Raw genomic sequence first — 14,314 nt, 5'->3', positions numbered from 1 at the left:
AGAAAGGCCCCGAGCATGACTGAGACAGACCTCACCGGACGCGGCGTCGTCGTCACCGGCTCCTCCCGCGGCATCGGCGCGGAGACCGCGCGGCTGCTGGCGGCCCGCGGCGCCGGCGTCGTGGTGAACTACCGCCAGAAGGCCCCGCGCGCGAACAAGGTGGTCGCCGCCATCGAGGAGGCCGGAGGCCGCGCCGTGGCCGTGGGCGGCGACGTCACGAAGGCCGAGGACCGCGCCGCCCTGCTCGACGCCGCCGTCGAGGCGTTCGGCTCGCTGGACGTGCTCGTGCTCAACGCCTCCGGCGGCATGGAGTCCCAGTTCGGCGAGGACTACGCCATGACGCTCAACCGGGACGCGCAGGCCGCCCTCGCGGACGCCGCCCTCGAGCGGATGGGGGAGGGCGGGCAGATCGTGTTCGTCACCTCGCACCAGGCGCACTTCATCGACGAGGTGGACACCATGGAGTCCTACGAGCCCGTGGCCCGCTCCAAGCGCGCCGGAGAGCTCGCGCTGCGCGAGCGCATCCCCGCGTTCGCGGAGAAGGGCGTGGGCTTCGCGGTGGTCTCGGGCGACATGATCGAGGGAACCATCACCGCCACGCTGCTCAACCGCGCGGAGCCGGGCGCCATCGAGGCGCGCCGTGAGGCGGCCGGGAAGCTGTACACGGTGGAGGAGTTCGCGTCCGAGGTGGCCGCCCTGGTGGGGCGCACCGACCTCGAGGTGGGCCACACCGAGCTCGTGGGCGGCGCCCGCGACTTCCTGGCCCGCCACCGGGGCTGAGCCGCCGGCTGCTCGGGCTCAGAGCCCGAGCAGCCAGCGCAGCGGGGTGAGCGAGGGCACGTCGAGCACCACGTCGGCGTGATCGCGCAGCGCCGTCTTGGCGCACAGGGCCACCCCGCACCCCGCGGCCGTCAGCAGGTCGATGTCGTTGGCGCCGTCGCCCACCGCCACGACGGCGGTCTCCGCGACGCCCGCGTCGGCCGCCCACGCGCGCAGCATGGCCGCCTTGGCGGCGCGGTCCACGACGGTCCCGACGACGCGCCCCGTGAGGCGCCCGTCCGCGGCCTCGAGCTCGTTCGCGCAGTAGGCGTGCAGGCCCCACGCGGCCGCGAGCGGGGCGAGCACCGAGGTGAACCCGCCCGAGACGGCGCAGACCCGACCCCCGGCCGCGTGCACGGCGGCGATCAGCTCGAGCGCGCCGTCCGTGGGGCGCACGGCGTCCACGACCTCCTCGACCACGCCCACGGGCAGGCCCGCGAGCGCCTCGACGCGCGCGTGGAGGGACTGGGCGAAGTCGAGCTCGCCGCGCATGGCCCGCTCCGTGACCTCGGCGACCTCCGCCTCGCGCCCGGCGTGCGCCGCGAGCAGCTCGATGACCTCCTGCTGGATCAGCGTGGAGTCGACGTCGGTCACCACGAGCGGGTGCGGGTTCGCCGTCGCGTCCTCGGGCAGCGTCAGCGCGGCCCATCCGGGACCCGGATCGGGAGCCGCGGCCCACGCGTCGCTCAGGAACCGCCAGCCCACGAGGCCGTCCGCGGCGACGCGCTCGGCGCCCTCCGGCACGCCCTCCGGCGTGCCCGCGGGACCAGGGGCGTCGGCGGGCGAGGCGGTCAGGACGAGGCGGCGCACGGAGCTCATGGGCCTCAATCTAGGGGCGCGGACGCAGCGCGCCCCGCGTGTGAACGCCCGGCCCCACTATGGTGGAGGCCATGACCACGCCCCAACACCTCGAGGACATCTTCACCCCGGACGAGGACGCCGTGCTCCAGCTGCGCGGCGTGCGCGTGCACCGTGGCGGCCGGGACATCGTCGCCGACGTGGACTGGACCGTCCGGGCGGGCGAGCGCTGGGTCGTGATGGGCCCCAACGGCGCGGGCAAGTCGACCCTGCTGCAGATCGCCGCGGCCCGCCTGCACCCCACCGCCGGCGACGTCGCGATCCTCGACGAGGTGCTGGGCGCCGTCGACGTGTTCGAGCTGCGCCCGCGCATCGGGCTCTCCTCCGCCCAGCTGGCGGCCCAGGTGCCGCGCGCGGAGCTCGTGCAGGACGCCGTGGTGACCGCCGCGTACGGCGTGACCGGCACGTGGCGCGAGAGCTACGAGACGCAGGACCGCATGCGGGCCCTCGGGCTCGTGTCCGCGTGGGGGCTCTCCCGCCTGGCGCACCGGCCCTTCGGCTCCCTCTCGGACGGCGAGCGCAAGCGGGTGCTGATCGCCCGCGCGCTCATGACCGACCCCGAGCTGCTGCTCCTGGACGAGCCCGCCGCGGGGCTGGACCTGGCCGGGCGCGAGGAGCTCGTCCGCCAGCTCACCGAGCTCGCGGAGGACGAGGCGGCGCCGGCCACCGTTCTCGTGACACACCATGTGGAGGAGGTCCCTCCGGGCTTCACCCACGCCCTGCTGCTGCGCGAGGGCGGCGTGGTGGCCGCCGGCCCCGTCGCGGAGGTCCTCACGGACGAGCACCTCTCCACCGCGTTCGGCCTCGCGCTCACCGTCACCTCGACGGACGGGCGCTACTCGGCCGTCGGCGCGTGAGCGAGTTGCTCGCCGCCCAGGTCCTCGGGATGGACCTGTGGCAGGTGCTGCTCGTGCTGCTGGCCGGGTTCTGGGCCGGCACCATCAACTCCGTGATCGGCTCGGGCACCCTGGTGACCTTCCCCGTGCTCGTGGCCGTGGGGTACCCGCCCGTCACGGCGCAGATCTCCAACGCCATGGGCCTCGTGGCGGCCGGGTTCTCGGGCGTGTTCGGGTACCGCCGCGAGCTCGCGGAGTCGCGGGCCGTGCTGCCCGTGCTGACCGTGGCCTCCCTGCTGGGCGGCATCCTCGGGGCATCCCTGCTGATCCACCTGCCGCCCGAGGTGTTCGGGTACGCGGCGCCGATCCTCATCGTGGTGGCCCTCGCCTTCGTGATCCTCCAGCCCCGCCTGCAGGCGTGGGTGCGCCGGCGGGCCGCCGCGCGGGCGGGCGGCGAGGTCGCCGAGGCCCCCGCCGTGCCGAGCCGGCCCGTCGGCCCCGCGCTGTGGATCCTCGTCTTCCTGGCCGGTGTGTACGGCGGGTACTTCGTGGCCGCGCAGGGCGTGCTGCTCATGGGCATCCTCGGCGTGTTCCTCTGCGGCGGCACGCTCGTGCACGCGAACGGCATCAAGACGTGGCTCTCCCTCTCGGTGAACCTCATCGCCGCCGTCTCCTACCTGCTGTTCGCCTTCGACCGCATCGACTGGACGGCCGTGCTGCTCATCGCGGCGTCCTCCCTGGTGGGCGGGTCCGTGGGGGCCAGGATCGGGCGGCGCATCTCCCCGACGCTGCTGCGCGGGGTGATCGTGGTGGTGGGCCTGGCCGGACTGACGAGCATGATCCTGCGCCTGGTGAACGGTGGCTGAGCACACCCGGCTTCCGGGCGCGGCCGGCCGGGAGGTGCGGCTGACCCCGGCCGACCTCGCCGACCCCCGCCTGGCCGCGTACACGACCATGACCGACGCCGCCCTGCGCCGCCGCGTGGACGCCGAGCACGGGGTGTTCCTGGCGGAGTCCTCCTCCGTGGTGCGGCGGGCGCTGGCCGCCGGGCACACGCCGCGCTCGTTCCTGCTGGGGGACCGGTACCGCGAGACGTTCGCGGACGCCCTCGCCGCCCACCCGGACGTGCCGGTCTTCACCGGCCCGGACGAGGTCCTCACGGAGCTCACCGGCTTCCACCTGCACCGCGGCGCGCTGGCGGCGATGGACCGGCCGGCCCCGCGCTCCGTGGGCGAGGTGCTCGCGGGCGCGCGGCGCGTCCTCATCGCCGAGGACCTCGTGGACCACACGAACCTGGGCGCGGTGGTGCGCTCGGCGGTGGCCCTGGGGTGGGACGCGCTGCTGCTGACCCCGCAGGCCGCCGACCCGCTCTACCGGCGGGCGATCCGCGTGAGCATGGGGACGGTGTTCCAGCTGCCCTGGGCGCGGCTGGACGGCCCCGTGGCGTCCGCGGTGCCCGTGCTGAAGGAGGCGGGGTTCGCGGTCGCCGCACTCGAGGTGACCGAGCGGGCCGTGGGCCTGGACAGCCCGGAGCTCGAGGGGATCCGGGGCGCCGAGCGGCTGGCCCTCGTGCTGGGCCAGGAGGGCCCCGGCGTCCGCGAGGAGACGCTCGCCCAGACCGACGCCGACGTCGTGATCCCCATGCCGGCGGGCGTGGACTCGCTGAACGTGGCCGCGGCGGCCGCCGTCGCACTGTGGGAGCTGCGCGCGCGGCGAGGGCCGGGCGCGACGCGCGGGCCGCGCGATCCACGGTGAGACGCGACGGGGCATGCGGTAGAGTGGGCCGCTGGCCCGCCGACCGGCGGACCCCACCGACCACACCTCTCGCGCCCCTGGTCCCAATCAGGCGGCAGAAACGAAGGATGCTCCCCATGAAGACCGCGATCCACCCCGAGTACCGCTACGTCATCTTCAACGACCTCGCCTCCGGTGAGAAGATCCTCACCCGCACCACCGCGAACTCCGAGAAGACCGCGGAGTGGGAGGACGGCAACACCTACCCGGTGATCGACGTCGAGATCTCGGCCGCCTCGCACCCGTTCTACACGGGCAAGCAGCGCATCATGGACACCGCCGGCCGCGTGGAGCGCTTCAACGCCCGCTTCAAGGGCTTCGGCGGCAAGAAGTGATCGCAGCGGCCTGAGCCGCTCTCACCTCGCACCACGACGACGGGCCCCGCGCCTCCGGCACCACGCCGGAGGAGCGGGGCCCCTCGCGTCCCCGGCTCCCGCCCGGCGCGAACGCCCCTGGCCCGTGCCCCGGCGAGATCCTAGGCTGGCGGCATGACCACGAACCAGGACAGCGCCCACCACGGGGAGTACAAGGTGATCGGCGGCAAGCTGGTGGCCGCGGACCTCACCCTCCACGACGGCCGCATCGCCACGGCCAGCATCAACGGCGACTTCTTCCTCGAGCCCGACGAGGCGCTCAAGGACCTCAACGCGGCCGTGGCCGGGCTCTCGGCCGACGTGGAGCACCGCGCCATCCGGGCGGCGGTGGAGCAGGGCCTGCGGCCCGAGGCCGAGCTGTTCGGCGTCGACGCCTTCGCGATCGCCTCCGCGGTGCGCCGCGCCCTCGGGAAGTCGACCACGTGGGAGGACCACCAGTGGGAGATCATCCCGCCGGAGCCGCTGCCGATCGCGCTGACGGTCGCCCTCGACGAGGTCCTCACCCGCCAGGTGGCCGAGGGACGGCGGAACCCGACCATGCGGCTGTGGCAGTGGAATGAGCCCGCCGTCGTGATCGGGGCCTTCCAGTCGCTCGCCAACGAGGTCGACCCGGAGGGCGTGGAGCGGCACGCGATCAACGTGGTGCGGCGGATCTCCGGCGGCGGCGCGATGTTCATGGAGGCGGACAACTGCGTCACGTACTCGCTGCACGTGCCGCAGTCCCTCGTGGACGGCCTCGAGACCGCCGAGACCTACCCGTTCCTCGACGAGTGGACCATGGACGCGCTCGGGCGCCTCGGCGTGGAGGCGTTCTACCAGCCGCTCAACGACATCGCCACGCCCCAGGGAAAGATCGGCGGGGCCGCCCAGAAGCGCGTGGGGGAGTCCGGCCTCCTGCACCACGTCACCATGAGCTACGACATCGACGCGGACAAGATGCTCGAGGTCCTGCGGATCGGCCGCGAGAAGCTGCGCGGCAAGGGCGTCGCCTCGGCGAAGAAGCGGGTGGACCCGCTGCGCCGCCAGACCGGCGTCCCCCGCGTTGAGATCTGGGAGACCATGATGGCCACCTTCGAGGAGCGGTACGGGGCGCGGCGCGTCGACCTCGACGCCGAGACCCGCGCCGAGGCCGAGGAGCTGGCCCGCACGAAGTTCGCAACGCCGGAGTGGACCGCCCGCGTCCCGTGACCGGGCGGCCCACCCCTGCGCAGCCCGCCTACCCCTCGAGGTCGTGCTGGGCCGCCTGCACCCGCAGGGACCGGCGCAGCGCGTCCGTGTGCTCCACGACGAGGCGGCGCAGGGCGCCCGGGGCGTCCGGGTGGCCGTCGATCCAGCGCTGGGCGGCGGCGAGCGTGGGGTGGCGCTCCTGGTCCTCGGCACCGCCCGGCACCGCGTGCTGGTGCCCCGGGAACAGCCCGCCGATCGCGCGGCTGGCCAGCCCGTTCGACCGGCTCGCCCACACCTGCTCCAGCCGCGGCCAGAACCCGTCCTCGTGGGCGGCGAGCAGCTCCACGGAGCCCGCGGCGAAGCCGGCGGCCGTGGCGGAGAGCAGGTCGTTGGACAGCTCGACGCCGTCGGCGGTGCGCCCGGCCATGACGGCCTCCCACGCTGCGGCCTTCACGCCGGGCTCGGGGCGCGCGGCGAGGGCGAGGCGGTGCCACGTGACCGTCTGCGCGGTGCGCTTCGCCTCGAGCTCGGCGTCCAGGCGGGCCGCATCGGCCTGGCCGGTCGCGGCGAGGGCCTGGAGCACGAGCCAGCGCACCTCGGCGTCCACGGCGAGCCCGGGGGCCGCCGTGCCGGGCGAGACCAGCAGGGCCTCGGCCAGAGAGCTCGCCAGCGCCGCGTCGGCGCGCGCCACGAGCGCCCACGTGCGGGCCGCCGTGCGCTGGCGGTCGGAGCCGGCCTCGAGCGTGCGGGTCTGCTCGGCCAGCTCGGTGCCGAGCCGCGAGCGCAGGGCGGCGCGGTCCTCGGCCCGGGCGTACTGGGACACCGCGGCGGCGGCCTGGGCGAGCACCTGGGTGTGGACGCCGACGGTCTCGATCCCGGCGGAGAGCTGCCCCACCGCGGTCACGAAGCGCTCCACGGGCAGCGCGCCGTCGCGCGTCATCGACCACAGGGCCGCCCACACGGTGGCCTCGGCCAGCGGATCCGCGATCAGGTGAGCGAGCACCGCCTCGAGCGAGGCGTCGTCCACCTCCACGGCCGCGTACGTGAGGTCCTCGTCGTTGGGCAGCACGAGCCGGACGCCCTCCGGCACCTCGAGCCCGGCCAGCGGCACCGCGGCGCCCTCGGCACCGCCTGGCACGTCGACGGTGGCCTGGCCGGTGCGCACGAGCACACCGTCCTCGTCGGGCGTGAACACGCCCACCTTCACCACGTGTGGGCGCAGCACCTGGCGGCCCGTGACGGGATCCCGGCCCTCCTGGTGCAGGAGGACGGCGCCGTCGTCCCCCGCCTCCACCCGCAGGCGCGGCACGCCCGAGGTGTGCAGCCACGCGTCCGCCCACGCGCCCATGTCCCGCCCCGAGGCGGCCTCGAGGGCCGCCATGAAGTCGGCGAGCTCCGCGTTGCCCCACGCGTGGGCGCGGAAGTAGCGGCGTGCGGCGTCGAGGAACGCGTCCCGGCCGACGAACGCCACGAGCTGCTTGAGCACCGAGGCGCCCTTGGCGTACGTGATGCCGTCGAAGTTCTGCCGCGCGGCCTCGAGGTCCACGATGTCCGCGACGATCGGGTGCGTGGTGGGCAGCTGGTCCTGCACGTAGGCCCACGCCTTGCGGCGCGAGGCGAAGGTGACCCACGCGTCGGAGAACTCCGTGGCCTCCGCGGCGCCGAGCGAGCCCATGAAGTCCGCGAACGACTCCTTGAGCCACAGGTCGTCCCACCAGCGCATCGTCACGAGGTCGCCGAACCACATGTGCGCCATCTCGTGGAGGATCACGGTGGCCCTGCCCTCGTACTGCACGGCGGTGGCCCGCGAGGTGAACACGAAGTCCTCCGTGAAGGTCACCAGCCCCGGATTCTCCATGGCTCCGAGGTTGTACTCGGGCACGAACGCCTGGTCGTACTTGCCCCACTCGTAGGGCACGCCGAAGAGCCCGTGGAAGAAGTCCAGCCCGCGCTTCGTCACCGCGAACACGGCCTCCGGGTCGAACGCGTCGGCCATCGTCTGCCGCGTGAACAGGCGCAGCGGCACGGGCGCGGCACCGGTGGCCGCATCACCGTCCCAGCGGTCCTCCCAGCTCGCGTAGGGGCCGGCCAGCAGCGTCGTGATGTAGGTGGACTGGGCGAGCGTGGGCTCGAAGTCCACGCGCACGACGCCGTCGCCCGCCTCCGTGCGCGACGCCTCGGGCCGGTTGGAGGCCAGCACCCAGTCGGCCGGGCCGGTGAGGGCGAAGGTGAAGGCGCCCTTGAGGTCCGGCTGCTCGAAGTCCGGGAAGACGCGGCGCGCGTCCGCGGGCTCGTACTGCGTGTAGAGGTACACCTGGCCGTCGGCCGGGTCCGCGAAGCGGTGCAGCCCCTCGCCCGAGCGCGAGTAGCGCGAGGCGCCCTTCAGGACCACGTCGTTCTCGGCCGCCAGGCCGGGCAGCAGGACGCGGGCCTCGCCGACCACCTCGGCGAGGTCCAGGGCCGCGCCGTTGAGCTCCACCGCATCCACCCCGGCGTGGATCCAGTCCAGGTGCGTGCTCGCGCCGGGCTCCGCGCACGCGAAGCGGATCCGCGCCTCCACCGGGTAGGTGTCCTGCTCGAGGTCGCGGGCGGCCGAGAGGTCCACGTGGACGTCGTACGCGCTCACGGTGAGCAGCCGGGAGCGCTCGAAGGCCTCGGCACGGGTCACGTTGGTCTGGTCGAGGTCGGGCGCGGGCACGGGTGTTCTCCGGTCTGTGGGGTGGGTGCGGGCGGGGGAGCGAGACGGGGGACCGGTGCGGGTCAGCGCGGCGCCGGCACGGACTGGCCCTTCGAGAGCACGGTCAGGCCCGAGTCCGTCACGGTGTAGCCGTTGGCCTCGTCCTCCGCGCGGTCGAAGCCGATGCGCGCGCCGGGCGGGACCACCACGTTCTTGTCGAGGATGGCGTTGCGGACGTGGGCGCCCTCCCCGACGACGACGGAGTCTAGGAGCACGGACTGCTCGACCCACGCCTCGTTCGCGACGCGGACGTCCGTGGACAGCACGGACTGGGCCACCGTGCCGCCCGAGACGACGACGCCCTGCGAGAGGATCGAGTCGTTCGCGCTGCCGGGGCGGCGCGAGGCCGAGCGCACCAGCTTCGCCGGCGGGGAGACGGACTGCCGCGTGTACAGCGGCCACTCGCGGTTGTAGAGGTTGAACTCCGGCCACGGCTGCACGAGGTCCATGTGCGCGTCGTAGTAGGAGTCCAGCGTGCCCACGTCCCGCCAGTAGTGCTTGCCGGGGGTGCCGCCGGGGACCTCGTTGGCGGTGAAGTCATAGACGCCAGCCTCGCCGCGGTCCACGAAGTAGGGGACGATGTCCCCGCCCATGTCGTTGTTGGAGTGCGGGTTGGCGTCGTCCGCGTTGAGCGCCTCCACGAGGGCGTCCGTGTCGAACACGTAGTTGCCCATGGAGGCCAGGAACTGGGACGGGTCGTCCGGCAGGCCCGGGGTGGTGGCGGGCTTCTCCACGAACGCCTTGATGCGCTCGGGGGAGGACGGGTCCGTCTCGATGACGCCGAACTGGTCCGCGAGGTCCAGCGGCTGGCGCACGGCCGCCACGGTGGCCTTCGCGCCGGAGGCGATGTGCTGGTCCACCATCTGCTGGAAGTCCATGTGGTAGACGTGGTCCGCGCCGATCACCACGACGATGTCCGGGCGCGCGTCCGCGATGAGGTTCATGGACTGGTAGATGGCGTTCGCCGAGCCCGTGAACCAGTCCTTGCCGCGGCGCTGCTGCGCCGGGACGGTGGCCACGTAGTTGTTGAGCATGGTGGACATGCGCCACGTCTCGGAGATGTGCCGGTCCAGCGAGTGCGACTTGTACTGCGTCAGCACCACGATCTCGCGGTAGCGCGAGTTCACCAGGTTGGAGAGCGCGAAGTCGATCAGCCGGTACGTGCCGCCGAAGGGGACGGCCGGCTTGGCCCGGTCGGCGGTGAGGGGCATGAGACGCTTGCCCTCGCCGCCCGCCAGCACCACGGACAGGACCTTCTTCTGCACCATCGGGGACCACTCCTCATTCCGGGGACGCGCCTCGTCGCCGAGCCCGCTCGGGCCCGGCCTCTGTCGGTCCCGTCAGGCTATCCGGCCCGAGGGGCGCTCGACTAGGTTGGAGGCGTGCGCATCGACATCGTGAGCAAAGAGTTCCCCCCGTCCATCTACGGCGGCGCCGGAGTCCACGTCGCGGAGCTGACGCGTGTGCTCGCGTCCCGCGCCGACCTCGTCGTCCACGCCTTCGGCGAGCCCCGCGAGCGGGACTACCACGGCGCCGCCGTGCACTCCTACCCGAATCCCCAGGGGTTCGAGGCGGAGAACGGCGCCGTCCAGACCCTGGCCACCGACCTCACCATGGTCGGCGCCTTCGAGGGCGCGGACGTGATCCACTCCCACACGTGGTACGCCAACATGGCCGGCCACCTCGGCAAGCTCATGCACGGCGTCCCGCACGTGCTCTCCGCCCACTCCCTCGAGCCCCTGCGCCCGTGGAAGGCCGAGCAGCTCGGCGGCGGCTACGCGATCTCCAGCTGGGCCGAGTCCACCGCGTACCACGGCGCCGACGCCGTCATCGCGGTCTCGGACGGCATGCGCCGGGACATCCTGGCCTGCTACCCGGACGTCGACCCCGCCAAGGTGCACACCGTGCACAACGGGATCGACACCCAGGTGTGGACCCCGCAGACCGGCACCGGCGCCCTCGAGAAGTACGGGATCGACCCGGGCAAGCCCTCGGTCGCGTTCGTCGGGCGCATCACCCGCCAGAAGGGCGTCCCGCACCTGCTGCGCGCCGCTCTGCAGCTGCCCCCGGAGGTCCAGCTCGTGCTGTGCGTCGGCGCCCCGGACACCCCGGAGCTCGCGTCGGAGGTCAACGGCCTCATCGCGCAGCTGCGCGGGCAGCGCGAGGGCGTCGTCGTGATCGAGGGCATGATCCCGCGCCACGAGGTCATGGAGATCCTCACCTCCGCCACCGTGTTCGCCTGCCCCTCCGTCTACGAGCCCCTGGGCATCGTCAACCTCGAGGCCATGGCGTGCGGCACCGCGGTGGTGGCCTCGGCCGTCGGTGGCATCCCGGAGGTCGTGGAGGAGGGCGTCACCGGCTCGCTCGTGTCCTTCGAGCAGGCGGACGATGCCACCGGCGCCCCCGTGGACGAGGACGGCTTCGCACGCGACTTCGCCGCCGCCCTCACCCGGGTCCTCGAGGATCCCGAGCAGGCCCGCCGGATGGGCGAGGCCGGACGGGAGCGCGCCATCGGGCAGTTCTCGTGGGAGACCATCGCCGAGCGCACGCTCGAGGTGTACCGCTCCGTCCTCGACTGAGGCCGGCCAGCTCCGCGACGGCGCGGACAGGGCTGTGCCGCCCGGCCGAGGCGGAGCGCGCAGCCGTCCCCGAACGCCCGAGGGCCCGGAGACCCCCCTGGGGGATCTCCGGGCCCTCGGTCCGTCCGCGCCGGGCGACCGGCGCGGACGGGTGCGGGTCAGGACCGGCGCAGCCGGGAGGCCTTGGACTTGGCCTCCTTGCGCTGGCGCTCCCGGAGGACCTTCTCGTCCTCGGGGGCGGTGCCGGAGGCGCGCAGCTGCTCGAAGTAGCGGTGGGCCTCCTCCTGGCGCTCGGCTTCGACGTCGGTGGCGACCTCCATGCGCAGGTGCTTCTGCTCGAGGCCGTAGGCCTCCACGAGCTCCAGCGCGAAGGGGCGCAGGCGCTCGGCCAGGCGGTTGACGTAGCCGCGCAGGGCGCGGGCGCGCTGGCTGGAGACGCGGCCATGGGCCACGAACCAGCCCAGGTCGTCCTCGATGAGGCGCAGCGCGAAGAGGTCGCGCAGCCAGGTGAGCACGGTGGCGGTGGCCTCGTCCTCGATCGCGTCCACGGCCCGGGTGAACGCCTCCCACTGGAGGAGCTCGGCGTGGTTGCGCGCCGCCTCGACCAGCTCGTGCTGGCGCGTGTTGAACGCCTCGGCCTGGGCCTGCTGGCCCTTGCCTCGGGCGCCCGAGAGGGTGCCCGCGATGTCCGCCGTCTTGGCGCGCACGCGGTCCTCGAGCAGCTCCCGCTGGACCGCGGGATCCTTGAACCAGTTCGCGGAGCGGCGCTCGGAGCCCGCGTCCGCCACGGTCTGGACCACCTTGGGCAGGCCGGCGCGGTGCAGGGCGTCGGAGGCCTGGAGGACCACGTAGCGGGACACGGCGCCGACCTCGAGGCGGCCGAACTCCTTGGAGTAGTCGGTCAGGAGCCGCTTGCCGACGAGCTGGAGCAGGACGGTGTTGTCGCCCTCGAAGGTGACGTAGACGTCCAGGTCGGCGCGCAGCTGGGTGACGCGGTTCTTGGCCATGAACCCGGTGCCGCCGCAGGCCTCGCGGGCCTCCTGGAGGGTGTCCAGGGCGTTCCAGGTGGTCAGGGGCTTGACGGCGGCCGCGAGGGTCTCCAGCTCCTGGCGGTCCACGTCGGTGTCCGCGCGGCCCGAGAACACGTCGTCGAACTTGACGGCGAGCTCGTTGGAGGAGAACGCGTCCGCGTAGGCGCGGGCCAGGCGGTCGATGAGGCGGCGCTGATGGTTCTGGTAGTCCAGCAGCACCTCCTCGCGCTCCGGGCTGGAGGCGTTGAACTGGCGGCGCTGTTCGCCGTAGGCGATGGCGCCGTGCAGGCCGAGGAAGGAGGCCGTCGTCGCGGCGATGGACAGGGACACGCGGCCCTGCACGAGGGTGCCGAGCATGGTGAAGAAGCGGCGCCCGGGGGAGTCGATCGGCGAGGTGTAGGTGCCGTCCTCGGCGACGTCGCCGTAGCGGTTCAGCAGGTTCGTGCGGGGCACCCGGACGTGGGTGAAGTGCAGGCGGCCGTTGTCGATGCCGTTGAGGCCGCCCTTGAGGCCGTCGTCCTCGCCGCCGACGCCGGGCAGGAACGCCCCGGACTCGTCGCGGATCGGCACGTAGAAGCAGTGCACGCCGTGGTTGACGCCCTGGGTGATGAGCTGGGCGAAGACCGTGGCGGCCTTGCCGTGCAGGGCGGCGTTGCCGAGGTAGTCCTTCCACGCGCCCTTGAACGGCGTGTGGATGACGAACTCCTGGGTGGCCTCGTCGTAGGTGGCCGTGGTGGCGATCGAGGCGACGTCGGAGCCGTGGCCGATCTCCGTCATGGCGAAGGCGCCGGGGATGGACAGGTCCATCGCGCCCGGCAGCCACCGGCGGTGGTGATCGGCGGTGCCGAGGTGGAGGATCGCGGAGCTGAAGAGGCCCCACTGCACGCCGGCCTTGATCTGGAGCGAGGGGTCGGCCACCACGAGGTCGCCGAACGCGGAGATGTTGCCGCCGTGGTTGTCGTCGCCGCCGAACTCGGCCGGGAAGGCGCGGTGGACGGCGCGGCTGTCCACGAGGATGCCGAGCTGGCCGAACACGCGCTGGCGGTGCTCGTCCATGCCCAGCAGCGGGTCGCGGTGCAGGGCCGGGTCCTTGGCGAGTTCGCGGGACTCACGGCGCTCCGCGGCCCAGCGGCCCAGGAGCGCCTCCTGGATCACGGCCGAGTCGAGGGACCCCGGGCGCGGGTGCTCGGGGGCGATCTCGGCGACGTCGTGGGGCAGGTCGGTGGGGGACGGGGGGACGTCGGTGACGGCGTCGAGGCTGTGGTCGCGGGTGGTGGTCATCGGACCGCTCCTTCGTGGGCGTGGATCGGGACGGGGGATGTCGGGGCGCCGAGCAGGCCGTGGAGCAGCCAGCCGGTGATGGAGGCCGCCAGCTCGGCGGCGTCGGGGCGCGCGTCCTCGGGGGAGCGCAGCCAGGTCTCGGCCGTGGCCCGCACCAGTCCGACGGCGGCGCGCGGCCACAGGCCGAGGGGGGAGCCGACGGGCGGGACGCCGTCCGCCCCGAGGTGCTGGGCGAGCCCCTCCGCGAGGAGGGCGTGGACGCGGTCGAAGAAGGCGTCCAGGACGCCCGCCGCGGCGCCGGAGGAGTCCGGGGCGGACACGGCGAAGGCGTAGACGTTCGGGGACGTGGCGGCCACACTGAGGTAGACCTCGACCATCCGATGCAGGGTGGCGGCGGCGTCGGAGTGGTCGACCGCCGCCTCGAGCAGTCGCCGCTCCATGTGGGCGGTCACCCGCTCGGCGACGGCGACGCGCAGGCCGGCGCGGTCGCCGAAGTACCGGTAGTAGACCGACTTGGAGGTGCCGGCGTGCGTGGCGATGTCCTCCATGGAGGCCTCGGGCCCCAGCTCGTGGACCGCGGCCCGCGCGGCGCGGAGCAGCTCGCGGCGGCGGTCCAGCCGGTGCTGGTCCCACCGGGAGCTGCGACCGTCGCGGAGGACGGGGGGAGGCGTGAGTGATTTCACAGGACGGACTGTATCAGGTACCGTTCGTCTCAGTCACCCCGATCCCGGCCGCGCCGCTCCACCATCACCCCAGTTCCATCGACACCACCAGCGCCCGGATCACCCCCGACCTCTCGCCGCGCACCCCGCGGGTGAGGCCACACCGTCCAGGAGGA

12 protein-coding genes are annotated in these 14,314 nt (G+C 73.7%); 7 read left to right on the top strand and 5 right to left on the bottom strand.

The window, feature by feature from the left end; genetic code table 11:
• Positions 1–15 precede the first annotated feature (15 nt).
• Positions 16–780: an SDR family oxidoreductase gene (locus tag NJC10_RS02255; protein WP_298710905.1), complete on the top strand. Its 765-nt coding sequence runs from the start codon at positions 16–18 to the stop codon at positions 778–780.
• 18 nt (positions 781–798) lie between these two features.
• On the opposite strand, the gene serB is transcribed toward NJC10_RS02255, so the two are convergent.
• Positions 799–1,638 carry a phosphoserine phosphatase SerB gene (gene serB, locus NJC10_RS02250; protein WP_319074321.1) on the bottom strand — a complete coding sequence of 280 codons (840 nt, stop codon included), beginning with the start codon at positions 1,636–1,638 and terminating at the stop codon, positions 799–801.
• A 71-nt stretch (positions 1,639–1,709) separates the two neighbouring features.
• Here serB and NJC10_RS02245 point away from each other — a divergent pair, with 71 nt between their 5' ends.
• The 5 genes from NJC10_RS02245 (at position 1,710) to NJC10_RS02225 (ending at position 5,869) form a co-directional block, all read left to right on the top strand.
• Positions 1,710–2,534, top strand: coding sequence for an ABC transporter ATP-binding protein (locus NJC10_RS02245; RefSeq protein WP_298710911.1), 825 nt, complete (start codon positions 1,710–1,712; stop codon positions 2,532–2,534).
• The gene (locus tag NJC10_RS02240) at positions 2,531–3,379 is read left to right on the top strand and encodes a sulfite exporter TauE/SafE family protein (protein ID WP_248117061.1); all 849 of its coding nucleotides are present in this window, start codon (positions 2,531–2,533) and stop codon (positions 3,377–3,379) included. Before NJC10_RS02245 ends, NJC10_RS02240 begins: the two co-directional genes overlap by 4 nt.
• Before the next feature lie 88 nt (positions 3,380–3,467).
• Complete coding sequence (locus NJC10_RS02235; RefSeq protein ID WP_319074364.1) at positions 3,468–4,268, top strand: RNA methyltransferase; 801 nt, start codon at positions 3,468–3,470, stop codon at positions 4,266–4,268.
• 116 nt (positions 4,269–4,384) lie between these two features.
• Positions 4,385–4,642: a type B 50S ribosomal protein L31 gene (locus NJC10_RS02230; protein WP_248117064.1), complete on the top strand. Its 258-nt coding sequence runs from the start codon at positions 4,385–4,387 to the stop codon at positions 4,640–4,642.
• 153 nt (positions 4,643–4,795) lie between these two features.
• Positions 4,796–5,869, top strand: coding sequence for a biotin/lipoate A/B protein ligase family protein (locus tag NJC10_RS02225; RefSeq protein ID WP_319074317.1), 1,074 nt, complete (start codon positions 4,796–4,798; stop codon positions 5,867–5,869).
• Positions 5,870–5,897: 28 nt separating this feature from the next.
• Here NJC10_RS02225 and pepN read toward each other — a convergent pair whose 3' ends face one another.
• A complete protein-coding gene (pepN, locus tag NJC10_RS02220) occupies positions 5,898–8,546 on the bottom strand; it encodes an aminopeptidase N (protein ID WP_319074315.1) in 2,649 nt (882 codons plus the stop codon).
• Positions 8,547–8,608: 62 nt separating this feature from the next.
• A complete protein-coding gene (gene glgC, locus NJC10_RS02215) occupies positions 8,609–9,853 on the bottom strand; it encodes a glucose-1-phosphate adenylyltransferase (protein WP_248115517.1) in 1,245 nt (414 codons plus the stop codon).
• A gap of 114 nt (positions 9,854–9,967) precedes the next feature.
• On the opposite strand from glgC, the gene glgA reads away from it, so the two are divergent.
• Entirely contained in the window at positions 9,968–11,164 is a 1,197-nt protein-coding gene (glgA, locus tag NJC10_RS02210) for a glycogen synthase (protein WP_319074313.1), read from the top strand.
• A 158-nt stretch (positions 11,165–11,322) separates the two neighbouring features.
• Here the strand turns inward: glgA and NJC10_RS02205 are convergent, their stop codons facing one another.
• Together NJC10_RS02205 and NJC10_RS02200 are read right to left on the bottom strand one after the other, a co-directional pair.
• Positions 11,323–13,476 (bottom strand): acyl-CoA dehydrogenase, encoded by a 2,154-nt coding sequence (locus NJC10_RS02205; protein WP_298710917.1) that lies wholly within the window; start codon positions 13,474–13,476, stop codon positions 11,323–11,325.
• Complete coding sequence (locus tag NJC10_RS02200) at positions 13,473–14,159, bottom strand: TetR/AcrR family transcriptional regulator (protein WP_248115520.1); 687 nt, start codon at positions 14,157–14,159, stop codon at positions 13,473–13,475. The genes NJC10_RS02205 and NJC10_RS02200 overlap by 4 nt, the downstream gene beginning before the upstream one ends.
• Between the last annotated feature and the right edge of the window lie 155 nt (positions 14,160–14,314).

Origin of the sequence: Micrococcus sp. M4NT (assembly GCF_033790745.1) — a bacterium.
Taxonomy (GTDB): Bacteria; Actinomycetota; Actinomycetes; order Actinomycetales; family Micrococcaceae; genus Micrococcus.
The sequence above is the reverse complement of the archived record's forward strand: the minus strand, read 5'-3'. Positions and strand labels throughout refer to the sequence as shown.